The organism is Rhodanobacter sp. FW106-HT46G03, assembly GCF_058789895.1.
Genome location: NZ_JBYTCC010000001.1, coordinates 2,937,098 through 2,962,207, shown reverse-complemented (window position 1 = coordinate 2,962,207; position 25,110 = coordinate 2,937,098). Strand labels below are relative to the sequence as shown.

Genomic DNA, 25,110 nt, shown 5'->3' with positions numbered 1-25,110 from the left:
CCTTGGTGTTTGTGCAAAACTAGGCAGATGCGTACCCCCATCCTCTCTGCGGGGACGATGATCGTATGGCTACCGATATCCATACCCAAGGTACTTTCAGGCGTTCCGCGCGCCTCGATTCGGCGTCTTCGAATCGTGTGTTGGGTTACCTTCACCTTCAGGACATATCGAACCGTCTGAGGCGAGAAATCGGACGGGTTCTGACGGCGTTGGCAATGGAAGAAAGCGCATTCATGGTGCTGTCGCTCCTGAAGATCAATTGCGAAGGTACGTCTACACCAGCGGCGCTGGCCGCGATGTACAGGCGCAGCCGAAGCCACCTTACACGCACCTGTGATTTGCTTGTTCAACAAGGACTTATCACCAGGCGACGAGCTGAAACAGATCGCCGTACCGTTGATGTACAGATCACCGAGAAGGGCAAACGACGCGTCGAGCAAGTGACCAAGGTGTTCGACGCCACGCTGACGCAGTTTTTAGGGACGCTGAGCGTGGAGGACGCGATTCGGATACACCTCATTCTGAGCCGCGATGGCGACTTGGTGGGTAAAGCGGAATAGCGGGTTCAGACTCGGGCTCTCTGACGGCCCTCAACGGCCCTCCGAAGTTGGGATGGGTTCACGCCAGCCAATCGGCGGCGCGAAAGTCTCTTCTAAAGATCGCTCTCCTAAGCGCTGCTTTGACAATACCGAACGGTACGGTACACTTTTATTTCCATGGTCGATGCGTGCCACCGATCGCTTCCTCGGGCGGGAACGCGGCCACTACATGCCTGCATAGGAACCTGATTGTGTTTGTCTCATCCCATCCCTGGCTCGGGCGCCTCACATGGAGTGCATTTCCCTCCGAAGAGCCCATCGTCGTGGCGACGTTCTATGTCGTCATCGCCATCGCTGCGGCGATCCTTATTGCAATCACGCGTGCAAAGCTATGGAAGCCGCTGTGGCATGACTGGCTCACGACCGTGGATCACAAGAAGATCGGTATCATGTACATGGTGCTGGGCCTGGTGATGTTGCTACGTGGGTTCTCCGATGCGCTGATGATGCGTGCTCAGCAAGCCATAGCGTTCAACGGTGATCCGGGTTATCTGCCTCCGCATCACTACGATCAGATCTTCACGGCTCACGGCGTTGTCATGATTTTCTTCGTGGCCATGCCGCTGATTACCGGCTTGATGAATTACGTCGTACCACTACAGATCGGTGCGCGTGATGTCGCGTTCCCGTCGCTCAACAACTTCAGCTTCTGGATGACGACTGCCGGCGCGATATTGTTGATGATATCGATGTTCTTCGGCGTGTTCGCGCGCACTGGCTGGTTGGCATACCCTCCGTTATCGGGCTTGGCGCAGAGTCCCGACGTAGGGGTCGATTACTACGCATGGTGCCTTCAGATCGCCGGCGTGGGCACCCTGCTATCGGGTATCAATCTGCTCGTGACCATCATCAAGATGCGTGCGCCCGGCATGTCGATGATGCGAATGCCGATCTTTACCTGGACATCGCTGTGCACCAATGTCCTGATCGTCGCCGCGTTTCCCGTGCTCACCGCGGTCTTGGGCGTGCTTCTCCTCGACCGCTACGTCGGCACGCACTTCTTCACGAACGACTTCGGCGGCAACGCGATGATGTACGTGAATCTGATCTGGATCTGGGGCCATCCCGAGGTCTATATCCTGATCCTGCCAGTGTTCGGCGTGTTTTCCGAGGTGGTGTCCACCTTCAGCCGTAAGCGACTGTTTGGCTACACGTCGATGGTATATGCCACCGTGGTGATTACCGTATTGTCGTACCTGGTGTGGTTGCATCACTTCTTCACCATGGGTTCGGGTGCCAGCGTCAACTCGTTCTTTGGCATCACCACGATGATCATCTCGATCCCCACGGGCGCCAAGGTCTTCAACTGGCTGTTCACCATGTACCGTGGGCGGATCAAGTTCGACGTGCCAATGCTCTGGACCGTCGGCTTCATGGTCACCTTCGTGATCGGCGGCATGACCGGGGTCATGCTGGCCGTGCCACCTTCCGACTTCGTGCTGCACAACAGCCTGTTCCTCGTGGCGCATTTTCATAACGTCATCATCGGCGGCGTTGTGTTCGGCATTTTCGCGGCGATCAACTACTGGTTTCCGAAGGCCTTCGGTTATCGGCTCGATCCGTTTTGGGGAAAATGCTCGTTTTGGTGCTGGCTGGTGGGCTTCTACCTGGCGTTCATGCCGCTTTACGTGCTGGGTCTCATGGGCGTTACCCGCCGCATGAATCACTTCGATGATCCGTCGCTGCAGATCTGGTTCGAGATTGCTGCTGTTGGTGCAGGACTCATTGCCTTGGGCATCGGCGCGTTCCTCATACAGCTTTGGGTCAGTTGGAGGCGCCGCGACGAGCTGCGTGACGTTACGGGCGATCCGTGGGAGGGACGAACGCTGGAATGGTCCATCCCTTCGCCGCCACCGGAGTACAACTTCGCCTTCACTCCCCTCGTACATGACACTGATGCCTGGTGGCAAATGAAGCAGCACCAAGCCCGGCCACCGATGACAGGATTTCGTTCGATCCACATGCCTGGGAACACGGCAGTCGGCGTCTTCCTCGCTGCATGGTCTTTGGTGCTGGGATTTGCCGCGGTATGGCATATGCAGGTGCTGGCGGCCTTGTCTTTCGTCGGCATCATGGTGACTGTTCTCGCGTACAGCTCGGGTTGGGCCCGCGCTCGTGACGTGCCCGCCGATGTCGTAGAGGCCACCGAGCGACTTGCCCGGACGCAATAGCGACTACTACAAATGTCACTTTGCCCGCTCGCCGGGCCTCAGCAGATTGAGACCGCACGGCGAACGAATCTGTTGAGGTGCGGCGACTTGGGACCTGGGGGATAGACCAGGTGCGTCACCAGCATCGGGGCAGGCACCGGAAGCGGACGGATAGCGACATCCCCTGCACGCAGCGTCACCGTATGGGAACGTGCACTGAATCCGATACCGTATCCAGCACCTACCAGCGTGACCATCAGGTCGAAGGAGCGAACGTGCTGGACGACCTCGATTGGCGCTGCGCGTAGCCCGTCCAGAAGCTCGTGCACTTTGCGGTTGATCAGTTCGCAGGTGCTGGGACACCACATGACGACGGGGTATTCAGCTAACGCTTCCAGCGTGATGTGCGGATAGGCAAGCAACGGGGAGCGAAATGGGACCACCACTGCCAGGTCGTCTTGCCACAGCACTTGGGACTGGACAGATTCATCCTGCACGGGACTCAGCGTAAGTCCGGCATCGAAACGGCCTTCCCTCATCCCCGCGGCCAGGTCCGCTGGCGTCACCTCCGACAATGCAATCAGCGTTGCTGGTTCTTCAGCGCGCTGAAGAGCCAGCAACCTGGACAGTGAGACGATGGACGTTTCACAAGCGACGGCAAGCCGTAGCGCCTGCGAAGAAGCTGGTTCGGACATGTCTCAACGGCCTCAATAGAAGAGGGTTGTCGGCACATTCTACGGGAAATGAGTTAAGTTTAACGTGGTTTAAATTGGTGTAACCGTGGACGCTTTTGCATGATGCAAAAACGTCCCATCCGCCGTGGCCGCCCCGCCGGCACCACAACCCACGATTCCGAACTCGCCGTTGCGTTCGGTACCGCTGTTCGGGAACTGCGGACAGCAGACGGGATCGCCCAAGAGACACTGGCCCACATAGCGGGCATTGAAAGGTCGCATATGGGCAAGATCGAACGTGGCCAGCACATGCCTACACTAGCGCTGATCTTCAAGATCGCCTCGGCCCTTGGGAAATCTCCCGCTGCCTTGATGGATGTCACCGAGCGGCACTGCCGCGCTTTGCCAGAAATCGAATGACCTCAAACTGCTCGGCCGTGATCGTTTGACCGCCCAACTTCCTAGTTCCGTACCGCTTCTATGCCATCTTCGCCTTCCCGTGCGGGCACCTGCAGGGATAAGTAGGGGTTGTCCGGCGGGATTGCAGCAAATAATCGCCCTGCATCTTCCAATAAATAGCCGTGCAACCGCCGGGATTTGCGCGGCCCCGTAACCTCGCAGGTCCAGATGTTCAAGCCGTTGGTTTGCTTGCGGTGCAAGCCCAACTTCTCGAAGCGTTTCTGCGCCCATTGCCAGGCCTCCAGTTTTTCCTGCTTGGCCAGCGTGCCAACATGCGGGTGTTCCTGCGTGTAGCGCTGGAAAACACCGGGACTGACCAGGTAGGCCGATCCTGCGACGGTGTGTACCAACGCCCTGGCGTCATTGATGATCAACTTGCGCGCTTCGATACCCTGTCGCAGCCAGGTCAGGAAATCCTCACCGGAGGACTCCGGGAGATGCGCCAGCGATGGCACCGCATCCGCGACGGGCACTGGTCCTTCGGTAGCCGTGCCCGCGTTGCTTTGCTCAACAGTCGAGGACAAGGGTGACGCGGATGTTGGCGGTTGATCCAGCAGGTCGAGCAAGGCACTCACATTATCGTTCTCCGGGGTGGCAGGCGCCGCACTCTTAGGAAAAGCTTTAGCAACTTCGATGGGCGCGACCACGGCCGTTGCCTGCCTTTCGATTCCAGAGGCGTCAGGATGCTCCTGCTCGATCTGCACGCTACCCATAAAAGGTGCGGGACGGTCGGCTGCTTCCCAGATCATGGCGGGAGGTAATTTCAGGAGCGTGAAACTGTGCGACCAGCCGCTGTCACTGGTGATGGTGGCCTTCCAAATCGCCTTGCCGTCTGGTGTAGCCAAGGCGATACCGTGATCCTGGAGAACGTTGAACACGGCCGTGTTGCTGGATGGAATGCCGTCGATACCCTGAGACAGCAGGTGGGCCCGCAACTTGTCGGAGACCGTTTTACTCACGAGCCAGAGCGCATCCTGCGTCAACCAGCCGTCCGAGGCCTGCGGCTGGTTGAGCTTGAACTCCTCCTTCAGCAGATAGCGCAAGCCGTCCAACAGTTTGCGTTGTAGCGCGTGTCGAGGGGCCGCCAGAGCCTTGCTGGGATCGCCACCGAGTTCCTGGGCGACCGAAGCCTGATCGGCCTGCACGACCAGCTCCCCGAGCGTGCCGGCATGCTCATACTGTCCAGACAGCACGTACAGTAAGGCTGCCCAGAGGTCGGGATAGTCGCTGAGCCAATCAAAGATGTGCCGATCCAGCAGTCGGGTATAAAGCAGGCCCGTCGCGGCGCTGTGCAGCCGGTATTCGCGTTCCTTGCGGTAACGGAATCGATACGGACGCTGCAACGGTCCATGCCAGGGGTGCCAGATGCTGCCGTCGGCGTGCTCGACATGCAGGTCAACCGCGATTTTGCCGATGTCGTGCAGCAAGGCGGCGTAGGCGATGCCTGCGGTCCACGCCTCGGCTTGGGCGGCCTGTGCCTCCGGCGTGGCTCCGGCCGGGAGCAGATGGGATTGCCGCAGCTTGAGTGCGTAGGCGACGATCTCCAAGCCATGATCCAGCATGCCCCCCGGATAGGCATGGTGGTGAGTCTCCGACGCGGGGAACTGCTGGACCAGCTCGGCGTAGCGTTCCAGCGGCGAAAGATAAAGGGAGGCAAACTGGCGACGCGACACCGAGGTACGCTGCCAGATGTGTTCCAGCAGCTTTTGCCGGCGTGGCGTGGCGAGCAGCGACGCGGCCGACTCGGGCCGCAGCAACCCTTTAAGGGGAGCGGTGGCGGGCATTGGTGAAGGAGCCGAAGCGGCCGAGGCCTTTTTTCGCTGGAACAGGGAGAGCATGTAGGTGTCCTGATGTCAGCCGACCGGGAGGCCTTTTGGCCTTTTGGCCTTTTCGAGGTAGGGCCTTTCCCCTTGCAGCCCATTCCCTTGCCCTTTCGGCCCTTTGGCCTTTAACCGTTTCGGTATAGCGAAGCCTGCGTTGCGGCTCCAGCGTCAATATGGAACCCGGGCAAATGGATTAGGCGGCGACTCGGCGCTGCCCTCGGCCTATGCTGCGGGGACACCGCTTCCGCCAGGTAGGTAATTACTCAGGCGACAAAGTTGACAAACGAGACTAAGGCGACTAGAGTAAATCTTGTCTCGAACCTACCTGGGAGATGACCATGCCCACTGCCATCGAATCTATTGCCGATCGTCTGCCGCGCGTCACGGTGGAGGACGTGCGTCGTTTCGCGGATACCGTCGAAATCCGGGATGCCCCGGCTTTCGCGGCCGAGTTGCAGGCGTTCATTCATGAGCGTGTGGAGGCGGTGAAACTGCCCGCCAACCTCGAACGAGAAACGGTGAAACAGGCCTTGAAGCGCAAGGCGGCCGCGCTGCGCGCCGACACGCGCTGGGCACCGACTGGAACCGACATTCAGCGAGGCCGCGCCGTGCTGCTGGAAACCTTCAACCAGCCGCACAACCTGCCGATCCCCGAGTTCGCCAAGCTGGCGGACAAGTCGCGCCAGCAGATCTACAAGGACATCCTCGCCCGTCGCCTGCTGGCGTTGAACGTGGGGGGGCGCGGTCAGAAGCTGCCCGACTGGCAGCTCGACCCGGTGAAGCAGCAGTTGACCCAAACCGTGCTTCAGGAGGTCGAGGGCATCGACCACTGGACGATCTACCGCGCGCTGTCCGAACCGCTCGAAGGCTTGGGTGGGCGCTCGCCGGTGGATGCGGTAACGCATGGCACGATCGACCACGTGGCCGAGGCCGTGTTCAACGTGCTGGGCGTCCAGGTGCATTGAAGCGAGACCACCATGAGCGACGAGCTGCCTTCGTTCCTGATCGATGCCGGTGAACTGCTCCAGCATGTGAGCCGCGTCGTCTATCGGGGCAGCCCACTGTACTATGGCCGCAGCAGCACCAATCGCTACGATGACCCGGTACAGGCGTACGGTGTGCTCTACCTGGGGCGCGACCTGTCCACGGCGCTGATGGAGTCGGTGTTTCACAAGCACCAGTGGCTTGAAGACACGGATCGTTCGATCGCGCTGAAAGAAGTTCAAGGTCGGATGGTGCGCGCAGTAGGCGTGATGACCGACGTGCTCCTGGCCGACCTCACAGCACCGGGCGTCATGGCGGGTTACTTCGGCCTGAATCTGGAGCAGTTGGCCAGCCGCGACTACACGCACACGCAGCGGATGTCCGCCCAGGTGCATGCGATGCTTGGAGACGACGGTCGGGCGCTGTTCGACGGGGTGCTCTATCCGTCGCGCAACAACTATCCCGGCAGGAGCATCGCCCTGTTCGAGCGGGCAGGAGCGAAGGTCAGCGTCATCGAGGACATCGACCTGGTTGACCATGTGGATTGGCCACGTTTCGTTGCCACCTACCGCATAGGCGTGGAACCCGATCCCGGCCCGGTGGAACAGGATGACGAAGCGTCCTGAAGCAGCGAAAGAACATACCGAAGCCCCGAACCGAATGAATTAAAGCAAACTGGAATAGGCATTCCTCATGTAGCAGGTGACGGCCATGAACACGAAAACCCACCGTAGCAATGCAGAGCGATTTGGCCACTGGCTGGGCGGGGTGTGGCGTGGCTATACGCATCGTGAGCGCCAAGCCGTGGCTTGGTTGGTGGCTCAAGGTGTACCTACCGGCGGTGCCACTGCTTTGCTGTGGGCCGTTAAGCTCGGCGTTCTGGCTATCTTGTTCTATGCCGCTTTCTGGCTGGCGCTAATGTTTCTTTTTGCGATCGTAGCGGCTTGGATAACAGGCAATACTTCCATGGCCCACGAAGGAGAATGGCGTAACGGGCAGGAGGGCCACGGGTACTACGAAAACGACGTTCGCACGGATTATGGTCGAGTGTTTGAAGAAGACGATCGATAACGACGACGCCCTCGTCCGGTTGCTATCGTCGAGGATCAGAGTCCCAATTCGCTCAGCCCTGGGTGACTATCCGGCCGGCGTCCCGCCGGCCAGTGAAACCTGCGTTCGTGTTCGGTGATGGGCTGGTCATTGATACTGGCATGGCGTTGGACCATCAGCCCCTGATCATCGAACAGCCAGTTCTCGTTACCGTGGCTGCGGTACCAGTGGCCGGAGTCGTCCCGCCATTCGTAGACGAAGCGCACGGCGATGCGATGGCTATCAAACGCCCAAAGTTCTTTGATAAGACGATAGTCAAGCTCACGGTTCCATTTGCGATTCAGAAACGCTTTTACCGAATCGCGACCATCGACGAACTCGGCACGGTTGCGCCAATGCGTGTCCACGGCATACGCCAAGGACACGCGCTCGGGATCGCGGCTGTTCCAGGCGTCTTCAGCCAGCCGGACTTTCTGGGTGGCGGTTTCCGCCGTGAAGGGCGGGACCGGGGGACGGGTTTCCAAGATAGCCTCCATTGCATGAGGAGTTGCGGGGTATCGCTGATATGTAGATCACGGCCATCGCCCATGGGCATGACGTCATCCAGGACCGCTGCTCCCAGATGACTCGAAAGCACGGGGACGCTTCAATATTAATCTGTTCGTCGTTGCTTATTTCGGCCGCTTCACGGGTCGCACGTGCAGCACTAGGCTGTGGTCCTCGATCACGTAGCCGTGGCTGGCGGCGATTTCGCGCTGTAGTTTCTCGATCTCCTCGTTGACGAACTCGATGACCTTACCGCTGCCCACATCGATCATGTGGTCATGGTGCTGGCCACGATCTAGCTCGTAGACCGCCTGTCCTGCCTCGAAGTTGTGCTTGATGAGAATGCCGGCCGCTTCGAACTGGGTCAGTACGCGGTACACCGTCGCCAAGCCGATGTCTTCCTGATGAGTGAGCAACTTCTTGTAGAGGTCCTCAGCGGTAAGGTGACGAGCGTCATCTTCCTCGAAGATCTGCAGAATGCGCATGCGCGGGTGGGTGACCTTCAGGCCGGCACGGCGCAGTTCGCGGGATTCTTGCGTCATGACCGCCCCTCCTGACACATGGGCTCGGCTGCCTCCCTCGCAAGATTGCGGGCTCGCGAGTCGTGCACGGTTGCATGGTCGACGATCCAGCGGAAAAAGCGGTCCTGATCCTTCGGTACCAAGACAGTCGAGAGCTTCCGATAGGCGTTGGCCAACGCACGAAATTCGTCCGCCAACTGCTCGTGTACTGGCATAGCCCGCGCGATGCGCACCACCTCCCGGGTTTTTGGCGCGAAACCCAAGGAGGTGGCCATGCCACGGGCTTTGACGTATTCGTGTGCCAGGTCGATCACCACGGTCCTCGTGCGTTTCACGCCGAACGCCTTGAGCTGTTGCACCATGTCCGAGTGCGCGCACCGTTCGGCAGTGTGGGAGATTTGAGCGAGAATCGCCGTCCATTGGATATGCGCTGAAACCAGATCAACGTTTACCGGGCCGGGAGCGCCGAGGGGCCCACTTGAATGGGCACCATCCATAGGGACTTGCTGGTCGGACAGGCTGGCAGCCAGCAAGGGCAGCTTTCCGCGGGCGATGCCGTCAAAGACTTCCTGCTTCATCTCTATGCCCCATGGTCTTGACGGGTGCAGACTGGTTCGTCCTTTCCCACAGGCCGAACGACGGTCATCCGTTTGGATGACCATCATCAAGCCGTGACAGGCACTGGAAGAAACCTTCGTCATAGACGGTTCCCACTCTCTTGGCAGAGAGTGGGACAGACTCACGCCAGATCGAAGCGGTCGAGGTTCATGACCTTGGTCCAGGCCGCTACGAAGTCGCGCACGAAGTTCTCCCTGCCGTCGGCACTGGCATAGACCTCGGCCAGCGCACGCAGCACCGAGTTGGCGCCAAACACCAGGTCGACGCGGGTACCTGTGTACTTCACCGCGCCGCTCTTGCGATCACGGCCCTCGTACAACTCGCCGACCGGCTTCCACTCGGTGGCCATGTCCAGCAGGTTGACGAAGAAGTCGTTGCTGAGCACGCCGGGTCGGTCGGTAAACATGCCGTGGTCGCTGCCGTCGTAATTGGCGTTCAGCACGCGCAGGCCGCCGACCAGCACGGTCATCTCCGGTGCGGTGAGGGTGAGCTGTTGGGCCTTGTCCACCAGCAAGTGTTCGGCCGGGATCGCCGACTTGCCTTTTGTGTAATTGCGGAAGCCGTCGGCGAAAGGCTCAAGGTAGTGGAAGGACTCAACGTCGGTCTGCTCCATGCCGGCATCGACGCGGCCCGGCGAGAACGGCACATCGACATGAATGCCGGCGGCCTTTGCGGCCATCTCGATACCTACACCGCCCGCCAGCACAATGACGTCGGCCAGCGAGGCCTTGTCGGACGCTTTCTGGATTTCCTCCAGCTTCGGCAGCGCCTTCACTGCCAGCGCATTGACCGCCCAGTCTTTCTGCGGTGCGAGTCGGATTCGCGCACCATTCGCGCCGCCACGCTTGTCGCCGCCGCGGAAGGTCGAGGCCGAGGCCCATGCGATCGAAACCATCTGCGACACGGTCAGGCCGGAGGCAGCGATCTTCGCCTTGAGGTCGGCGATGTCGGCGGTGCTCGGCTGATGCGTGGCCTTGGGCAGCGGATCTTGCCAAATCAGTTCTTCCTTGGGGACTTCTGGTCCGAGATAGCGCGATTTCGGACCGAGATCACGATGAGTGAGCTTGAACCACGCGCGCGCGTAGGCATCCGCGAAGGCCTGCGGGTCATCGCGGAAACGGCGCGAGATCTTCCCGTAGGCGGGGTCGAAACGCAGCGACAGGTCGGTGGTGAGCATGGTCGGCCGGCGCTTGGGCGAATCCGGTGATGGCCCGGGAATGATCGCATCGGCTCCTTTGGCGACCCATTGGTGCGCACCGGCCGGGCTCTTCTCCAGTTCCCAATCGAAGTCGAACAGGAACTTGAAGAAGTCGTTGCTCCACTGCGCCGGCGTGCTGGTCCAGGTGACTTCCAGACCGGAGCCGATGGTGTCCTTGCCTTTGCCACTGCCGAACTTGCTCACCCAGCCCAGGCCTTGTCCTTCCAGCGACGAGGCTTCCGGGGCGGCACCGACGTTATCGGCGGGACCGGCGCCATGGGTCTTGCCGAGAGTGTGGCCACCGGCGATCAGTGCGACAGTTTCTTCGTCGTTCATCGCCATGCGCGCGAAGGTCTCGCGGATGTCGTGTGCGGCGGCGACCGGGTCGGGGTTGCCGTCGGGGCCTTCCGGATTCACGTAGATCAGACCCATCTGCACGGCAGCCAGCGGGTCGTCGAGATTGCGCTCGCCCGGCTTGCCGTGCGAGTAGCGGCTGTTGGGCGTGTCGCTCAGGGCCAGCCATTCGGTCTCGTTGCCCCAGGACACGTCCAGGTCGGGCTCCCATACGTCCTCGCGGCCTGCGGCAAAGCCGAAGGTGCGGAAACCGGCGGATTCCAACGCGACGTTGCCGGCGAGGATGATCAAGTCGGCCCAGGAGATCTTCTGGCCGTACTTCTGCTTGACCGGCCACAACAGGCGGCGTGCTTTGTCGAGGTTTACGTTGTCTGGCCACGAATTGAGCGGCGCGAAGCGCTGCTGGCCGCGTCCGCCACCACCGCGGCCGTCGCCTATACGATAGGTGCCGGCGCTATGCCAGGCCATGCGGATCATCAGGCCGGCGTAGCTGCCGGAATCGGCCGGCCACCAGTCCTTCGAGTTGGTCATCAGCGCCAGCAGGTCTTTCTTCAGCGCCGCGTAGTCGAGTTTCTTGAACTCGTTGCGGTAGTTGAATTGCCTGCCAAGCGGATTGGATTTTTCTGAGTGCTGGTTCAGCAGCTCGAGTCGGAGTTGGTTGGGCCACCAGTCTTTGTTGGTGGTGCCGGTGAGATGAAACGGGCATTTCGCTTCGGCTGACATGCAGCGTCTCCTTTATACGAGTTATGGCGACAGAGAGGTTGGCTAGCAAACCGAAGCTTTATTCCGAGAGGCGATAGGCGCAAGACTTTTGTTTCTATAGTCTCGATAGCACGTATCAATCGTCAAAGCCGATGGGTTCCATCAACGATTCGACTTGATGTATCGACTTCGTCTATTGGATGGCCATTGCGGAGTGACCAAGCCGGCAAACGCATGCGTGCTTAGCGCACGCGGAATTCTGATGGGTTTGGGGGATCGAAATGACAGACGAGCATGCGCGCTCTTCAGGGTAGGCTGCTATTTCACAGCTTTCGTAATTGCTCCGGAGCCGGAGCGTCCGGCGTTCTTTGCGTCAACCGTCGCGTCGTTCAAACCACGCAGTGCGTTGCCAATGTTGGCACCTGCCCAACCGAGCGCAGCAACCCAAAAACCGGGTAGAACAATGAACATAGTCGCCGTGACGAAATTCAGCAGCATGTCTCCGAACGTATTGTTCAACCCGATCAGGGGATCGAAGTTCGTGTGCGGTCGGCCTGCACCAAACCCCCAGCCATAAAGCGCATCGAGGATCGTGCTATCGATCCACCGCGCGAGCTGGAACCAGAAGTCCGTGAAGAACAGTGCGAACTCAACGCAACTCACCGTCACCACGGCTTTCAGCTCGTAGGTGCCGATCATCAGCACGAGCGGGATGCAGATGACGAGCGCCATTTTGAGGAACGCGAGCACCATCGGCAGCGCCTGCCGCACGACGTCCATCGCCGGAAAAAAGCCGAGCGACCCGACAGCCAGCCCCACATCGCCCGCCCCACGCGCGGCGACGTTCGGCAGCGTCATGCCGACCTGACCACCGTAGTCCGTATAGACCTGTCCTTGATTCATCTTCTGCTGCTGAGGGGACACGATCGCGCGGATCACCGAATCGTCGACCTCGCTCTGAGAAAGGAAGCCGGCCCACTTCCCGATGCGACTCAACAAGTCGGGGTCAACCTGAGCCAGCAGCCGGCTGTGCAACCCCTGGCTGCCATCTGACCACCACTGGCGGCAGGTCGGGTAACCCCCACCACTGTCCACCTGGGCCAACCCAGCATCGCGCGTGGCGTCGTAGGGCCATGCTGTGCGTGGCGTACTCGAATGGTAGCTGTCGTAGTAGCCGCTCGTGTTCAGAAAGTAAGACGAACCAATCCAGGTCACGTCGTTCATCTGGTCGTCGGACAGCGTCGGCCGGTTCATGAAGAGCTTGGCGCGCGATGGCCCATAGCAGTCGTGCGTGAAGTCGGCCACCTCCTGGGCAAGGACCGGGTCGTTGATGCGGGTGGCGTCCACGTCCATACGAATCTGTCGCAGGTCGGTTCCGCACGGAATCGCTGCCACTGCCGCTCCGGTAATGGCCTTCGAGATGGCGTGCATGAAGAACCACCACACCGGGACCATCGCGCTCTGGTTGTTGAGCGCGGTATAGGTCGTTCCCCAGCCCGTATCGGCGGGCTGCGGGACGTTGACCTGGCACTGCTGGGAGCGGGTCGTGTCGAACTTGATCGTGGAAAGGCTCACCGGGATAAACGGGATGCCTGCGAACATGATGACCACGATCGCGACGAATATCCGGTTCTCGATACGCATCGAGGACAGCACGCCCTTGTTGCCTTCGTCTGCGCCTTCGGCCCGCGCGCGCAGCCATTCCTGAATCACGATGCCAACGAATGGCAACGCGAACACGCCGCTGGCAACGAGGATGTTCCAAATGCCGTTGTTGACGATCCAGCCCACCAGGGTCAGGTAGTACTCCAGATAGTCGGTCGTATAGAGCGTCATGTCTCTCTCCCGCCTAGCCGTGCCGCAGCCAGACGCTACCTTCCATCAGTACGATCGCCGTCACGGCGGCGATTTCCAGGCGAAGGAAGCGCAGACGTGTTTCGGCGATAGGCTCGCGCCGCAGTACCCGTTGGCGCATCCACCACCAGCCACGGGCCGTAGCCGCGTACAAGGCGATCCGCCAGAGCAGGAAAACCCACGCCTGCGTCTGGAGCCAGCGCTCCCATTGCGCGATACCGCCGACGGCCCGGATGCCTGCGAGGTTGACGGCCACGGCGGCGCCGATGACCAGCGCACTCCAAAGCAGCGCCATCGCGACACGGCGGTTGAAGAGCCAGGCGCAACGCCACCACGTCGAGCGCGTCATGGCGTGCCGCTCCGCGGCTTTTCGATCTGGTCGAGACGATCGGGTACCGCATCGCCCTGGAAGATGCCGCGTGAACCATTGGCCCGTGCGTCATGGCGGCCGATAAGCATCATGGCCGAATTTCCCGCCAGTTCCCGCCGCAGTTCCAGTTCCGTCTTCAGGTTGTTGATTTCCTGCTCCAGCGTGCTGTTCTCGGCATCGACGGCCTTCACCGCGAGGTCATTGGCCGCGACGTTTGGCTCCTTCTCTCCGGTGAGCAAGGTCCGCTGCAACAGCAACGCCTTCTCCAGCATGCTCGAAAGTGCCACTTCCGACGCAAGGCGCTTGCCCAGCACATCCTGGTCCGGTTCATCGCGCAGCGCTTCGATGACGCCGCGCGTGATAGGCAGCGCGTTACTGCCGGCCGCGTCGAGATTGGCCGCCGTGGTCGGCTTTGCGCCGGTGACCAGATCTTGCAGCGCCTTCAGCTTGGTTTCGTATTCCTCCTCGATCAGCGGTGTCAGGCCCACGCCCGGCGTGGTCTGCGTCTTCGTGCAGCTCTCGCAGGTCTGCTGCTCGCGCTCGCCGAGTACGCGGGTCGCCCAATCGGAGGCCGCCTGCGGCGAGGCCCAGGTCTGGCAGGTCAGCCGGTCGCCGCAGGCGGCGGCGTCGATCGACGACGTGTCGGTGGCGCTGCGCCCGTTGAGCAGGTTATAGCCGGCGCGGGTGACGTCGCTGACGATCTTGATCGAGCGCTGGCCGCTGCCGCCGGCACTGCTGCCGCCTACCCACGGCACACCGTTGTTGCCCTTGCTGCCTTCGGCCTGCTCGATCGCGGAAACGGCGTCAGCGCTGGTGACGGACTGCTTGAGTGCCATGCCTTCGGCAAGCTGGTCCCAGCTCGCCTGGCCACCCGCCATGTCCGCCATCCGGCCCGCGATGGCGCGGCAAGTCATCTTGCTGCGGTCAAAGTCGAGCCGAGCCTGCAGGATGCCGTTAGTCAGCAGGTTGTATAACCCTGGATCGGCACGCTGGATGATGAGCGCAGGCAACGACGCTACGGCGCTCGTGGCGTTCTGGATCACGCTGCTCATGATCGTCTGGAACCCGTTGGTGATGCCGTTAAGCTGGTTCTGCAACGTGGTCGACAGGTTCATGTCGCCGCAGATCAGATTGCTGTTCCAGCCAAGGCCCACCCCGAGGCTTTGCATACTGCCCGCGCTGCCCATCGACACGGCGCGGCCGCCGCCAATGCTGTAAAGCACATCGTCGCCGATCACACTGCCGTTGACGCTGGCGCCGTTTGCATCGATGTGGGTCTGTTGCGCCCCGACGTTGGCGATCAGCGTAGTCCATCCGATGGCGGCGAACAGCATGCGCCAGCAGTAGGACTTCGCCCGGACCCTGGATACCACCCTCATCCCGTTCATCCGCTGGTCCTCACATGAAATCCGTACTGCCAAGAAAGACCTGGCCCCTGCGCTGGCAGCAGGCATACGGACGCCAGAGCGTCCAGGCGTAGTCACCCTGCGCGGCCTGCACGTGCACGTTGCTGTTGGGAAACACCGCGCAGGTTGTCGAGAGCGTCGGCGTCAGTTCCTGCCATTTGCCTGTCGAGGCATCCCCCTCCCTCAAGGGACCGGCCGGCCAGTAGCCGTCGTAGGCGTCGGCCAGCAGCGGTTGATACACATGGATCTGGCCGCGACGGGTCACGATGTCGCCGGCGCGCTGCGCGACGACTGCGGCGCTCTTGTAATCGTCGGCCTGGTGCAAGAAGCCGCCGCGCGGATACACGTTGCCCCACAGGTTCAGCGTGGCCCGACTGCCAATCTCGCGCATGCCAGGAACCAGGGCTTCGGGGTAAACCGATTCGGGGACGTTGTAGCGCCAAGCCACCGTGTCGAGGGTGCTCAGGAGATACGGCATGAGCGCGGTGCCCGCACCCGCGCAGGTATAGCCGAACTGGCTGGCGTACCGACTGAAGACGGTCGCACCCGGATGGCCGATCACATCGGCGTTCTTGAACTCGGACAGGTTGTTTTCGTGATCCTGGTTAGTAGTGCCGTCGCCACCGGCCTGGGCCGTTGCGTTCGGTACGCTCATCAGCGCCACCTCGGTCCACGGATTCTTGCCGGTATTGGAATAGCTCGACACCACGGCATCCGGGACGTAGTGCCTTACCTTGACCGAAGTGCGCACGGTGCAACCGCCCCACGAGCAGAACAACCAATAGCAGATGCCGACGACGCGGTAGTCCAGGCAATCGGGAGACAATGACGACGCAATGATGGTCGCCGTGTTCACTGCAAGCGCCGACCCGCAAACGCCCAGCAAAAGCGATGCGACAATCATGCGCAGCCGGCGGGAAAGCGGGAGCCATTGTCCGCTCATGGCTGCGCACGCCGGTAAGCATTGATCCGCGCCACCGCCCGCGCGACATCGGGATCGCCGTAGACGACGTAGCGTCGGTCGACCACGACGGCGGGAATTTTCGCCAGCCCCAGGCCCCAGGCGTCGGCATCACCCTGATAGGCTCTGGCGAGGCGTTTCGCCAGCGCGCCGCCGTTTGCCTGCAAGCGTTGCCGCGCGAGTATCGCGGCCCGATTCTGATCTTGAGGCAGGCCCGCGGACAGCTCCGCCTCGATGCGCGCGGGCTGATCCAGCTCGATCACCCGAGCATCGGCAGTCGCCTGGACGGGGTGCTGGCTGTCAGTGACGACCAGCACCTCGGCGGCGGCGCTCTGGATCGACACCGCAGCACCAAAGCCGGCCACGAATACGGTCACGGCGATGTGGCGATTCGGACAAGCAGGCGGGCAAAGGTTCTTCTTCATATCGGGTGACCATCGAGTCAGTCAAGCCTCTAGTCGACTCCTGGCTCAGGCTGTTCGCGACAAGGAAAGCGAACCGCGTACCTTCCCGTTTTCTTAGTCAAGAGAACCGCTGGCCAAGAAAAACGGGAGCCGAAGCCCCCGCAGGGATGCATGCACGACAACCGATTGGAGGGCCCCGTGTTTACGCTGAGCCACCCGCAGAAACGGGCGGCTAAAGAAGTCCCGCCTCGCTGAACGAATACGGCGTGCCTTTGCCCACGATGATGTGGTCCAACACACGTACGTCGACCATGGCCAGGGCCGCTTTGATATCCCGAGTGATCGCCTTGTCCGCGGCAGACGGCTTTGCGACGCCGGAAGGATGTTGATGCGCCAGGATCAGGGCGGCGGCGTTATGTGCCAAAGCGCGCTGAACGAGCACGCGCGGATACACCACTGCTGCGTCTATCGTGCCGTGGAACAGCGGTTCGTAGGCAATGACCTGATGCTGGCTATCCATGAAGATCGCCACAAAAACCTCGTTGGGTTCGGTGGCCAGTTTCAGACGCAGATAGTCATGGACGTCGGAAGGATTGGCGAGGCACGGGCCGGAACTGAACACGCGTTGTTCGAGCAAGGTAATGGCGTGTTGAATGATCCAGTCTTCCTGCTGGGCAGAGATTTGGTGAAGCGCTTTGCGGGACGCATCGGCGAGGATACGGGACATGGTGAACCTCCGTTGGGATAAGTCGGAGGGCACCTGCCCTGGAGGGGCAAACCCTCCAGAGATGGCATCGAATATGAGTGGCATCCACCACCGCATGCGGTGGCTGTTCGCGCGTGGGATGCGAAGCGAACCGGGGCGATCAGCGCGGGCGTGCCGCGCCGTAGTCTTGAAGATCGTGGCTACCTGGGCATGTCGCCGACAGCGTCGGCAGGCATTTCGGTGGAGGGCGAGCCGGCGGTGGATTGACCATCGAGCGCCAGCCAGTCGATCGCCGACAGCAACGCATCGCCCTCGGCGGGACCGGGAATCAGGAGCGTCCGGCCGGACCGCCGGTCGCGCACCTGCAGCGTGGGCGTTCCCTTGATGCCAATGCTGATGGCATTGGCGGACTGCGCCCGGATCGCCGTGTCCGGCCGGTCGCTGTTCAGACAGCGCTGCATGGCCGGCGTGAGGTCCGGATACGGCATGCCGGGCGGCAAACCCTGACCATCGCTGCGAGTGTGCGCGTAGATCCATGCCACGGCTTTCCAGAACGCAGCAGAACCGCCGACCTCGCCCGCACATTCCGCGATCCGGGCCTCGGCCGTGGCGGCGGGGTCGTGCATCGCCAGCGGCAAGTGCCGCCACTGCCAGTTGATGTCGGGATGGGCATCGATCCAGTGCCTGAGCACCGGAAAGTACGCGCGGCAGTATGGGCATTCCAGGTCGCCGTATTCGATGACCGTGAAGCGAGCATTGGGGCGGCCATAGATCCACGGCGGACCCGAGGACGAGGACCAGTGCCCGGAAGCCGACGACCGCAGCGAGCCGTGTGTGATGCGGTGAAGCAACAAACCGCCTCCGACGCCGAAGAAGACGGCGACGACAAGGCCGATCCAAAGGTGGTGAACGGTTGGAAAAGCGCGTAGCTTGCGCATGAGTTTCGCCTCCTCTCAGGCAAGCGCATCGAGTGCGAGCGAGGCGATGCCTCGGGCACGGTCGATCTGCTCGGCCACCATGAACGCCGCATCCAATTCGCTGACGCCGTACTGCTGCATCAACTGGAAGCGCTCGGCCTTCTCTTCGGGTTCGGTCTGCGCGAGCGCTAGATAGAGACTCGGCGGTACGGCGCGGAACAGCACCTCCATGCTCTTGGAGAGAATCACGCCCTCGCTGAACTTACCGGCTTCCTTGCGAGCCGACAGCATCAGCGCCTTCTGCGATGCGTTCAGTTCGCGGAAGCGCGCGATCTTCTCGACCTCGTCCGGCGGCATGGACAGGCAGATCCACCACTCGATCATGTTGAGCATCGGTTCGGCCGCCTTGGGCAAGTCGTCGATGTTCTGCGTGGCGAGCCAATACCAAGCCCCGAGCTTGCGCCACATCTTCGTGATCTTGACCACGTAGGGCGCGAGCAGCGGATTCTTGGTGATGATGTGGCCTTCGTCCGTGACGTTGATGATCGGCCGCCCAAGGAACTGATCGCGCTCGGCGATGTTGTTCACCGTGTTGATGAGCGATATGTAGGCGATAGAAAGTTGCGCGTTGTAGCCTTCCCGCGCGAACGTGGCGAGGTCCACCACAGTAATGTCGGCTTCGGGCCAGGGCGTGCCGGGCCGGTCGAACATCTCGCCATCGACACCCTGGCAGAACAGGTTCATCGCGTCGGCCATTTCCAGCAGCCGGGTGCGCCGCATTTCCGGCAGCGTCGCGTCGCCACTGCGCTCGTGCAACGCGTCGCGCACGTCGCGCGTAAGCACAGGACGCTGTTCCGCCACGCAACGCTGCGCGGCGTCGAGAATGCACTGGCGGATCAGGCTGCGGTCGGCGCGCGTCATGCGCGCTTCCTCCTTGTCCTCACCGCCGGTAATCATCAGACGCGCGGTGATCTCCAGTTCACCGAGCACGTCGCGCTGTTCGTCGCCGTCGGGCTCGGCACTGGTATCCGGCGCTTCATCCAGCGCATCGGCATCGAGCGTCTGCACCTGGCTCGGCGTAGCGACGAGCCGCCATGCATCGGCAAATGGCGCGAGGCTCACGCCGGCGCCGGGCGCGAGCTTGACCCGATGCACCGACAGCCCCAGCCGTGCGGCGAAGTCGCCGAACAGACCGAACGAGTTGCCGGCCTCGACGATGAACAGGCGTGGCCGGTAGATCGCTGTGACCTGGTTCAGGATGTTGTTGAGCGTGGCACTCTTGCCCGAGCCGGTCGGCCCGAACAGGAACAGGTGCGCGTTCATCTGCCGGTCGAGACGGTTCAACGGATCGAAGGTGATGGGGCCACCGCCGCGGTTGAAGAAGGTGATCCCCGGATGGCCTGTGCCCTGGCTGCGACCCCATACCGGCGCGAGATTCGCCGCATGCTGCGCGAACATCAGTTGCGTGTACCACTGACGCTTGTCGGCCGATGGATCGAAGACGGCCGGCAGCCAGCGCAGATAGCTGTTGAGCGGCGCGACCTCGTCTTCTTCGCGCACGGGCTGAACGCCCGCGTTAAGCATCACGTTGACCAATTGCAGGCCGCGCGCATCGAGTTCGTCCATGTCGCGCCCGCGCAGGTAGAACGCCACTGCGCCACGATACAGCTTGTGGGCGCTGCCGATCAGGCTGCGTGCCTGCTGTACGTCCTGACGGGTCTGTTCGGAGGCGAGCGTTTCGCCGACCGACTTCTTGCTGAGGTGGTTGAGGTGCGCTTCGAGCACATCCTGTGGCGTGGCGACGACCGTCAGGCACAGCACCGTGTCCTCGGGCATCTGGTCCATCAGCGCATTGAGTGCATCGCCCTTGCGCGTTTCGCCGGTCAGGTGGCCGGTGGCTGGCGGCGTGCGCAGGCGGTCCATCGCGATGACCCGGTGCGGCATGCCGTCGAATAGCCAGGTGCCGCTCGACACGTCCGAGCACGGCTGGCCGAAGAACAGTCGCTGCGCGAAGTTGGTGCCGCTGGCCAGCTCGATCTCGCCTTCCTCCTGTTCGTCCGGGTAGCGGGTAAGCATGTAGAAGCGTTCCCGGTCCTCCGGCGTGTCGCCGAGCAACGCCGGCGCCGGGTTGAACCAGCGCAGCAACCAGGCGTGAATCGCCGCTGCGTCGAGACGCTTGGCCTTGATCCCGGCGTTCGACAGGCCACCCGTGAGCCGGTCGCAGATCGTGGAGAGCGCCTGCGCGGGCGTCTGGCCGCGGCGAGCGCTGGCCGTCGTCGGTGTGCGCCGATAAACCACCATGCGCACGCGGCGAACCTGGCCGCGCCAGGGCAGGCGCGTGACGGTCGTGTCCTCGAACAGGCCGCCCGGCTTGGCGATCGCGCGCAGATGATGCGCGAAGAAACGCAGGTAGAAGTCGCTGAAGGCGCTGCTCTGGGCGCGAGGGCGCACGTAGTTGTGCAGCGTCCCCAGGTAGTCGTCGAAATCCGGCTCGTCCTGCGCGTAGAACTGCACCACCCACGGATGCTCATCGAGTTCATCGAACGAGTCCTGCAAGGCGTTCTCTACCGAATCACGGGCCTGCCACAGCCAGCTCATCTCGCGACCTTCGGTGCCGATCGGCAGCAGCTCGAAGAAAGCGGCGACGGACTGCCCGTCGTCCAGCAGCATGCTCTCCGAGTCAGGCAGATATTCGACCCAGGGAAGCAGGTCCGCAAAAGACGGGGCGACGTCGTACAGCGCCTCCACGTCCGCCTGGGTGGCGGGCTTGCGCTTGCCGCGCGTCAGGGTGTCGCCAGGCGCGGGAATCCCGTGCCCGGCCAGGGCGGAAATGTGCCGTGCCCACGCATCCGGCTCGTCGGCATCAGCATCGGCGCGCGGGGCGACCTTACGCGGCCAGGGCAGCGACCACGCCATCAATAGTCCTCCAGCCGTTCGCCCGGCATCGCGTACTGCACCCGTTGGTAGAGCGGAAACACGGTCGTGTAGCCGGGCACCGGCACTGGATCGGTGCCGCCCAGATGTGGGAACACGTACATCACCAGGTCGGGATTCGGCAGTCGGTGGAACTGGCGATAGATTTCGTTGGCCGCGCTGCGGGTGTAGGCTGCGTTGGCCCCCGGCGCATCCTGCACATCGACTTCGGTCATGGGGCGGCGCAACCCCTGACGCGCGTCGAGAAGCTGCCGTGCGGCCTGGCCGCCCCCAGCGCTGCCACCCGTCTGCTGGTTCCAGATATCGAGCATCGTACTGTCACCGTGCGGCAGCAGTTTCTCCTTGCTGGTCGCACAGCCACCGAGCGCGACCAGGATGGTGACGGCCAACAGGCCGGCTGCGGCATCAATCCAGATCCGGCGCATGAGATTCTCCGATACGGTGGTTGACCCGGCGGCCTTTCGGGTCGTAGTCGATGTTGATCGGGTGATCCAGATGCACGGCGACCTTCGCACCGGGCTTCACATAGATCGCCGCGAACGCCTGACCGTAGAGCTTGTTGACCCACTGCGACATCTGCTCCACACCGCCGGCGAGGATGCGGCCCATGGCTTCGTTGCCCGAGATGCCCACCGTGCCAAGCGTTTGGCCATTGCTACCGCTGACAAAGGAATAGTTGTCATCGCCCTTGGGAATGAGCGCCGCAGCACCGGCCCCGGCCGCGGTGATGAGCGCCTGTGAGCCGAGGTACTGTTCGGCATTGCTGCGTCGCTCACCGGACACGCATGGGATGCCGTAGGGATCACTGATCCAGCCGAGTCCACCCTGGAGGATGTGGGTATTGCCGTTCTGTCCGCTGTTGCTGCTGGTGTCGTCGTTGGCGTTGCCCGAGTCTTCCGGCACGGTGCGGATCGTGCCGTCGTTGAAGACGAACGTGACCGAACGGATCTGCCCGCGCACGCACGAGAGTGTCCAGTCGCCCGAGGCCGTGCCACTGACGACGGCACCCGCCACATCGGGAATGTCGACGCCGTTGGCGGTCAGGTTGTCGGGGCCGATCAGCACCTTGAACGGGTATGGGTCGTTGACCGTACCATCCACCGGCACGCGCCCGATCAACGCGGTCATGGCAACCGAGCCCATCAGCGTGGCGTTGGTCGGCACGGTGTAGACCGGCTTCGCGGACGATGCACCCGCGACCTTCGCACCTGTCTCGCCCACTGTATCTGCCGCACTGGAGAGCGTCTTCTGCGCCGGGCCGAAGCTGGTCGGAAAACTCGGTTCTTTGCTGCTGTTCTTCGTATCCGGCTTTGCGTCTTCGGGTTCAATCCAACGCATGCCCCCGCTGCTGGCGCTGAAATTCTTGCCGTCACCATCCTCCAATCCGAGGCCCACCGGCAGGTCGGCCTGATTCCCCTTGCTGGTCAACCCGTCCAGACGTTTTTGCAAATCCTGCAACAGGCCCTGCGTCTGCTGGCGGTCGCTGGCGACCTGATCGCGCTCTTCCTGCAGACGGCTGCGCTCGCCGTTGATCGCGCTTTGGATACGCTGGTCGATGGTGCTCTCGCGTGCGCGCAGGCGGTCGTTCTCGGTCTTCTGATTCTTGTTGTCGTTGAGCGACGTCTGCAATTCGTTGCGTAGTTGCTTGACCTGTGCGACGAGTGTTGCGACGGTGTCGCGCGGCGTGTCGCCTTCGATGCCCAGTGCTTTCATTTCTGTGGGCGTCAATTGACTGGCACCGTCCTGCGGCGGGGACTTGGTACCGGAGCCGCCAGAGAAGAGCTTGACACCGACAAAGACGACCGCCAGCGCGATCGGGATCATCAGCCACTTGAGCAGGCCGTTACTCTTCATCCCGACCTCCTTCGGCCTGGCCAGCCGCCGCTGCAGGCGGCAGGTTCACCGCGGGGTCGATGGGGGCGACCGCCGGCAGCAGCGACTCGGCCAGGCCGTGGCCGCGAGTAACGAGATAGAGCACGGTGGTGTCCGTGGATTGGTCCACCGGCCCCAGGTTCGGATGCTGGAAGGTGGCCGTCACGAAATCGCCTTGCAGTGCCCGAGGGTCGAGGTCGAGCCAGTGATGAGTCGTATTGGTGAGCTGTATCGCCGTCACCCACTGGTCCTCCAGTCGCCACGCGGCGAGTGCCCGAGCCCGAACGGGAAGGGTCGGCAGCAGGGAATCCAGGACGAGCCCATGAGGCAAGTTCGTGCGGCCGATGCCTGCGACCGGCTCGACCGTGCGCAAAGGCGCATAGAGGTTCTGCGCGGCGTAACGGGTCAGCACCACGGGAATGGGCGTCTCGCGTGACCTGGGGGACGCACCGGGCGCACTCGAAGCGTCATCGGCCCTGCCCGCAGCAGCACCCGCCTTGTCGCTGCCGTACCGCGCGCTGATCGCTTCGTCCTCCACGATGCGCACCGGCTCCAGCGGCGGCTGATCGTCTTTGGGCGGCTCAGCGGCAATGTCGAGCAGGATCAGCGCACCGGATTCCACGTCCTGCAATTGCAGTCGCGTCGGTGCGATCGGAGCACTTGCACGTAGGTAGATCGCACCGCCCGCACTCTGCACGCGCAAGTGATCGGCAATGTCCGGCGGTACGCCGACTCGCACGTTGCGGTCGACGAACACCACGCGTTCCTGGCCGACGATCAACGGCACGGCCAGCGGCAAGCGTGCCCAATGCAGGATTTCAACCGCATGGCTGGCTGAGACAACACCCAGCAGAGCGAGGCCGGCCAAGGCCGACAGGACAGAACGCTTCATGGGGTGGTGTCTCCCTGCGGATGTCCCGTCGTGCTGACGGGTGTGCTGGCCGGCGTTGGCGCCGGGGCAATCTCGATACGCTCCGGCGTGCGGGCGTAGCAGTCGAGTGCCAGGCCGAACGGGTTGTGCTCGGGATCGACGTCCATGCGCACGACTTTTAGCGGATAGCGCACGAACGCACGCTTGACCTGGTCCCCGCCGTAATACTCGTCGGCGGTAACGTCGAGCGTCACAATCCAGTCGTTGTTGGAAACGACTTTGACCCGTGTGGCCGGATCGTCACCGTAGCCCCGGCCGGGGATCTCATAGATGCCACGTACCCGATGACGCAGCTCGCCGTTGCTGCGTCGGTATTCGTAGTCCTGTTGCAGATAGGCACGGCAAGCGGGCGTAAGGTAGGCCGAGAGCGCATGCAGGTTGCGCGGGTAGTCCGCATCGCCATCCGTCGGCCAGCGATTCAGTTGTTGGAAGATATAGAACGCAAAGGTGTACACGCTTTCGGGCGGCACGTCCCACCACCGGCGCGTGCTGCCCGAACGCAGATCAGGCGGAACATGGATGGTGAGATTTTTCGGGGCACTCCACCAGCCGAAGGTGAGCAGCAGCGTCACGACGAACAGCGCACCGGCCGCAAGACGCAGCGTCTTGACGTGCGCCTGAAGGTGCGTGATCTCGTTGCGGAAGCGGCTCATGCGGCGGTCCCTGAGATGCGGCGGGCACGGGCCTGACGCCGCGTGGTCCAATAACCCGAACGGGTGATGAGCGCTCGCCCGCCGAGCAGCCGACCTAATGCGGGGTAACGCAGTGCCAGCCGCCACTGAAGTTGCCGGTAAAGCCACGTCTCGGGCCGCCCACGTTTCTGACGTCGCAGGAAACCGCCGCCGGCGAAAACGCCCAGTGCGATACTGGCGACGATCAGCGTCGGCACCATGGCGATGCTGCGCGTGAGCCAGGCCAGCGGCAGCCCGAGCGCCAGGCCGGCCGCCGCCGACAGGCCGGCGCAGATCCATAGCTCGTCAGCCGTCAACCCGCGCACCACCACCGGCTGGCGGTTCAGGCGGTGTGGCAGGAACGTCACGAGCGCGTCTTGCAGGGGCTCTGGGGTGGCCATGCGTC

25 protein-coding genes are annotated in these 25,110 nt (G+C 62.3%); 6 read left to right on the top strand and 19 right to left on the bottom strand.

The annotated features are described in order from the left end of the window. The first annotated feature begins 65 nt into the window (after positions 1-65). Both AC3WP6_RS13330 and cyoB read left to right on the top strand, forming a co-directional pair. Positions 66-560 (top strand): MarR family winged helix-turn-helix transcriptional regulator, encoded by a 495-nt coding sequence (locus tag AC3WP6_RS13330; protein ID WP_081091365.1) that lies wholly within the window; start codon positions 66-68, stop codon positions 558-560. Between the two features lie 302 nt (positions 561-862). Beyond that, positions 863-2,770 carry a cytochrome o ubiquinol oxidase subunit I gene (gene cyoB / locus AC3WP6_RS13325; RefSeq protein WP_492628126.1) on the top strand — a complete coding sequence of 636 codons (1,908 nt, stop codon included), beginning with the start codon at positions 863-865 and terminating at the stop codon, positions 2,768-2,770. Positions 2,771-2,808: 38 nt separating this feature from the next. On the opposite strand, the gene AC3WP6_RS13320 is transcribed toward cyoB, so the two are convergent. Next, positions 2,809-3,444 (bottom strand): LysR family substrate-binding domain-containing protein, encoded by a 636-nt coding sequence (locus AC3WP6_RS13320; RefSeq protein ID WP_060715381.1) that lies wholly within the window; start codon positions 3,442-3,444, stop codon positions 2,809-2,811. 102 nt (positions 3,445-3,546) lie between these two features. Between AC3WP6_RS13320 and AC3WP6_RS13315 the strand changes: the two genes are divergently transcribed. Next, a complete protein-coding gene (locus tag AC3WP6_RS13315; RefSeq protein WP_060715410.1) occupies positions 3,547-3,843 on the top strand; it encodes a helix-turn-helix domain-containing protein in 297 nt (98 codons plus the stop codon). Between the two features lie 41 nt (positions 3,844-3,884). Here AC3WP6_RS13315 and mobH read toward each other — a convergent pair whose 3' ends face one another. Beyond that, positions 3,885-5,720, bottom strand: a complete 1,836-nt coding sequence (gene mobH, locus AC3WP6_RS13310) for a MobH family relaxase (protein ID WP_060715380.1) — start codon at positions 5,718-5,720, stop codon at positions 3,885-3,887. Between the two features lie 323 nt (positions 5,721-6,043). On the opposite strand from mobH, the gene AC3WP6_RS13305 reads away from it, so the two are divergent. From AC3WP6_RS13305 to AC3WP6_RS13295, 3 genes are all read left to right on the top strand, one after another. Further along, on the top strand, positions 6,044-6,670 hold the full coding sequence (locus AC3WP6_RS13305) for a hypothetical protein (RefSeq protein WP_060715409.1): 627 nt from the start codon (positions 6,044-6,046) through the stop codon (positions 6,668-6,670). A 12-nt stretch (positions 6,671-6,682) separates the two neighbouring features. Next, a complete protein-coding gene (locus tag AC3WP6_RS13300; RefSeq protein ID WP_060715379.1) occupies positions 6,683-7,315 on the top strand; it encodes an RES family NAD+ phosphorylase in 633 nt (210 codons plus the stop codon). A gap of 85 nt (positions 7,316-7,400) precedes the next feature. Then, positions 7,401-7,760, top strand: coding sequence for a DUF3742 family protein (locus AC3WP6_RS13295; RefSeq protein ID WP_081091364.1), 360 nt, complete (start codon positions 7,401-7,403; stop codon positions 7,758-7,760). Between the two features lie 35 nt (positions 7,761-7,795). Here AC3WP6_RS13295 and AC3WP6_RS13290 read toward each other — a convergent pair whose 3' ends face one another. The 17 genes from AC3WP6_RS13290 to AC3WP6_RS13210 form a co-directional block, all read right to left on the bottom strand. After that, positions 7,796-8,263, bottom strand: coding sequence for a nuclear transport factor 2 family protein (locus AC3WP6_RS13290; protein WP_492628125.1), 468 nt, complete (start codon positions 8,261-8,263; stop codon positions 7,796-7,798). 147 nt (positions 8,264-8,410) lie between these two features. After that, positions 8,411-8,827, bottom strand: coding sequence for a ferric iron uptake transcriptional regulator (fur, locus tag AC3WP6_RS13285; protein ID WP_060715377.1), 417 nt, complete (start codon positions 8,825-8,827; stop codon positions 8,411-8,413). Continuing rightward, a complete protein-coding gene (locus AC3WP6_RS13280) occupies positions 8,824-9,384 on the bottom strand; it encodes a hypothetical protein (RefSeq protein WP_060715376.1) in 561 nt (186 codons plus the stop codon). The genes fur and AC3WP6_RS13280 overlap by 4 nt, the downstream gene beginning before the upstream one ends. Before the next feature lie 161 nt (positions 9,385-9,545). After that, a complete protein-coding gene (gene katG, locus AC3WP6_RS13275; protein ID WP_060715375.1) occupies positions 9,546-11,699 on the bottom strand; it encodes a catalase/peroxidase HPI in 2,154 nt (717 codons plus the stop codon). Positions 11,700-11,996: 297 nt separating this feature from the next. Next, positions 11,997-13,514, bottom strand: coding sequence for a conjugal transfer protein TraG N-terminal domain-containing protein (locus AC3WP6_RS13270; protein WP_060715374.1), 1,518 nt, complete (start codon positions 13,512-13,514; stop codon positions 11,997-11,999). Between the two features lie 13 nt (positions 13,515-13,527). Further along, positions 13,528-13,881: a hypothetical protein gene (locus tag AC3WP6_RS13265; RefSeq protein ID WP_060715373.1), complete on the bottom strand. Its 354-nt coding sequence runs from the start codon at positions 13,879-13,881 to the stop codon at positions 13,528-13,530. Beyond that, entirely contained in the window at positions 13,878-15,236 is a 1,359-nt protein-coding gene (locus AC3WP6_RS13260; protein ID WP_105797320.1) for an integrating conjugative element protein, read from the bottom strand. Before AC3WP6_RS13260 ends, AC3WP6_RS13265 begins: the two co-directional genes overlap by 4 nt. Before the next feature lie 64 nt (positions 15,237-15,300). Further along, positions 15,301-16,251: a TIGR03756 family integrating conjugative element protein gene (locus tag AC3WP6_RS13255; RefSeq protein WP_060715372.1), complete on the bottom strand. Its 951-nt coding sequence runs from the start codon at positions 16,249-16,251 to the stop codon at positions 15,301-15,303. After that, entirely contained in the window at positions 16,248-16,694 is a 447-nt protein-coding gene (locus tag AC3WP6_RS13250) for a TIGR03757 family integrating conjugative element protein (protein WP_176328121.1), read from the bottom strand. Before AC3WP6_RS13250 ends, AC3WP6_RS13255 begins: the two co-directional genes overlap by 4 nt. Before the next feature lie 211 nt (positions 16,695-16,905). Then, positions 16,906-17,400: a RadC family protein gene (gene radC, locus AC3WP6_RS13245; RefSeq protein WP_007180708.1), complete on the bottom strand. Its 495-nt coding sequence runs from the start codon at positions 17,398-17,400 to the stop codon at positions 16,906-16,908. Between the two features lie 179 nt (positions 17,401-17,579). Beyond that, entirely contained in the window at positions 17,580-18,317 is a 738-nt protein-coding gene (locus AC3WP6_RS13240; protein ID WP_060715371.1) for a DsbA family protein, read from the bottom strand. A gap of 15 nt (positions 18,318-18,332) precedes the next feature. After that, positions 18,333-21,212, bottom strand: a complete 2,880-nt coding sequence (locus tag AC3WP6_RS13235) for a conjugative transfer ATPase (RefSeq protein WP_060715370.1) — start codon at positions 21,210-21,212, stop codon at positions 18,333-18,335. Then, positions 21,212-21,655: a TIGR03751 family conjugal transfer lipoprotein gene (locus AC3WP6_RS13230; protein WP_060715369.1), complete on the bottom strand. Its 444-nt coding sequence runs from the start codon at positions 21,653-21,655 to the stop codon at positions 21,212-21,214. The genes AC3WP6_RS13235 and AC3WP6_RS13230 overlap by 1 nt, the downstream gene beginning before the upstream one ends. Next, positions 21,636-23,084 (bottom strand): TIGR03752 family integrating conjugative element protein, encoded by a 1,449-nt coding sequence (locus AC3WP6_RS13225; RefSeq protein ID WP_060715368.1) that lies wholly within the window; start codon positions 23,082-23,084, stop codon positions 21,636-21,638. Before AC3WP6_RS13225 ends, AC3WP6_RS13230 begins: the two co-directional genes overlap by 20 nt. Then, the gene (locus AC3WP6_RS13220) at positions 23,074-23,994 is read right to left on the bottom strand and encodes a TIGR03749 family integrating conjugative element protein (protein ID WP_060715367.1); all 921 of its coding nucleotides are present in this window, start codon (positions 23,992-23,994) and stop codon (positions 23,074-23,076) included. Before AC3WP6_RS13220 ends, AC3WP6_RS13225 begins: the two co-directional genes overlap by 11 nt. After that, the gene (locus AC3WP6_RS13215) at positions 23,991-24,686 is read right to left on the bottom strand and encodes a PFL_4703 family integrating conjugative element protein (protein WP_060715366.1); all 696 of its coding nucleotides are present in this window, start codon (positions 24,684-24,686) and stop codon (positions 23,991-23,993) included. Before AC3WP6_RS13215 ends, AC3WP6_RS13220 begins: the two co-directional genes overlap by 4 nt. After that, positions 24,683-25,105 carry a TIGR03750 family conjugal transfer protein gene (locus tag AC3WP6_RS13210; protein WP_060715365.1) on the bottom strand — a complete coding sequence of 141 codons (423 nt, stop codon included), beginning with the start codon at positions 25,103-25,105 and terminating at the stop codon, positions 24,683-24,685. Before AC3WP6_RS13210 ends, AC3WP6_RS13215 begins: the two co-directional genes overlap by 4 nt. Positions 25,106-25,110 lie beyond the last annotated feature (5 nt).

Coding starts and splice junctions, on each gene's coding strand:
- katG (WP_060715375.1), bottom strand. CDS start 11,699: ATGTCAGCCGAAGCGAAATGCCCGTTTCATCTCACCGGCACCACCAAC.
- AC3WP6_RS13280 (WP_060715376.1), bottom strand. CDS start 9,384: ATGAAGCAGGAAGTCTTTGACGGCATCGCCCGCGGAAAGCTGCCCTTG.
- AC3WP6_RS13220 (WP_060715367.1), bottom strand. CDS start 23,994: ATGAAGCGTTCTGTCCTGTCGGCCTTGGCCGGCCTCGCTCTGCTGGGT.
- fur (WP_060715377.1), bottom strand. CDS start 8,827: ATGACGCAAGAATCCCGCGAACTGCGCCGTGCCGGCCTGAAGGTCACC.
- AC3WP6_RS13295 (WP_081091364.1), top strand. CDS start 7,401: ATGAACACGAAAACCCACCGTAGCAATGCAGAGCGATTTGGCCACTGG.
- AC3WP6_RS13300 (WP_060715379.1), top strand. CDS start 6,683: ATGAGCGACGAGCTGCCTTCGTTCCTGATCGATGCCGGTGAACTGCTC.
- AC3WP6_RS13250 (WP_176328121.1), bottom strand. CDS start 16,694: ATGAAGAAGAACCTTTGCCCGCCTGCTTGTCCGAATCGCCACATCGCC.
- AC3WP6_RS13230 (WP_060715369.1), bottom strand. CDS start 21,655: ATGCGCCGGATCTGGATTGATGCCGCAGCCGGCCTGTTGGCCGTCACC.
- AC3WP6_RS13210 (WP_060715365.1), bottom strand. CDS start 25,105: ATGGCCACCCCAGAGCCCCTGCAAGACGCGCTCGTGACGTTCCTGCCA.
- AC3WP6_RS13320 (WP_060715381.1), bottom strand. CDS start 3,444: ATGTCCGAACCAGCTTCTTCGCAGGCGCTACGGCTTGCCGTCGCTTGT.
- radC (WP_007180708.1), bottom strand. CDS start 17,400: ATGTCCCGTATCCTCGCCGATGCGTCCCGCAAAGCGCTTCACCAAATC.
- AC3WP6_RS13225 (WP_060715368.1), bottom strand. CDS start 23,084: ATGAAGAGTAACGGCCTGCTCAAGTGGCTGATGATCCCGATCGCGCTG.
- AC3WP6_RS13270 (WP_060715374.1), bottom strand. CDS start 13,514: ATGACGCTCTATACGACCGACTATCTGGAGTACTACCTGACCCTGGTG.
- AC3WP6_RS13305 (WP_060715409.1), top strand. CDS start 6,044: ATGCCCACTGCCATCGAATCTATTGCCGATCGTCTGCCGCGCGTCACG.
- mobH (WP_060715380.1), bottom strand. CDS start 5,720: ATGCTCTCCCTGTTCCAGCGAAAAAAGGCCTCGGCCGCTTCGGCTCCT.
- AC3WP6_RS13265 (WP_060715373.1), bottom strand. CDS start 13,881: ATGACGCGCTCGACGTGGTGGCGTTGCGCCTGGCTCTTCAACCGCCGT.
- AC3WP6_RS13330 (WP_081091365.1), top strand. CDS start 66: ATGGCTACCGATATCCATACCCAAGGTACTTTCAGGCGTTCCGCGCGC.
- AC3WP6_RS13315 (WP_060715410.1), top strand. CDS start 3,547: ATGCAAAAACGTCCCATCCGCCGTGGCCGCCCCGCCGGCACCACAACC.
- AC3WP6_RS13255 (WP_060715372.1), bottom strand. CDS start 16,251: ATGAGCGGACAATGGCTCCCGCTTTCCCGCCGGCTGCGCATGATTGTC.
- AC3WP6_RS13215 (WP_060715366.1), bottom strand. CDS start 24,686: ATGAGCCGCTTCCGCAACGAGATCACGCACCTTCAGGCGCACGTCAAG.
- AC3WP6_RS13260 (WP_105797320.1), bottom strand. CDS start 15,236: ATGCTGTTCGCCGCCATCGGATGGACTACGCTGATCGCCAACGTCGGG.
- AC3WP6_RS13235 (WP_060715370.1), bottom strand. CDS start 21,212: ATGGCGTGGTCGCTGCCCTGGCCGCGTAAGGTCGCCCCGCGCGCCGAT.
- AC3WP6_RS13240 (WP_060715371.1), bottom strand. CDS start 18,317: ATGCGCAAGCTACGCGCTTTTCCAACCGTTCACCACCTTTGGATCGGC.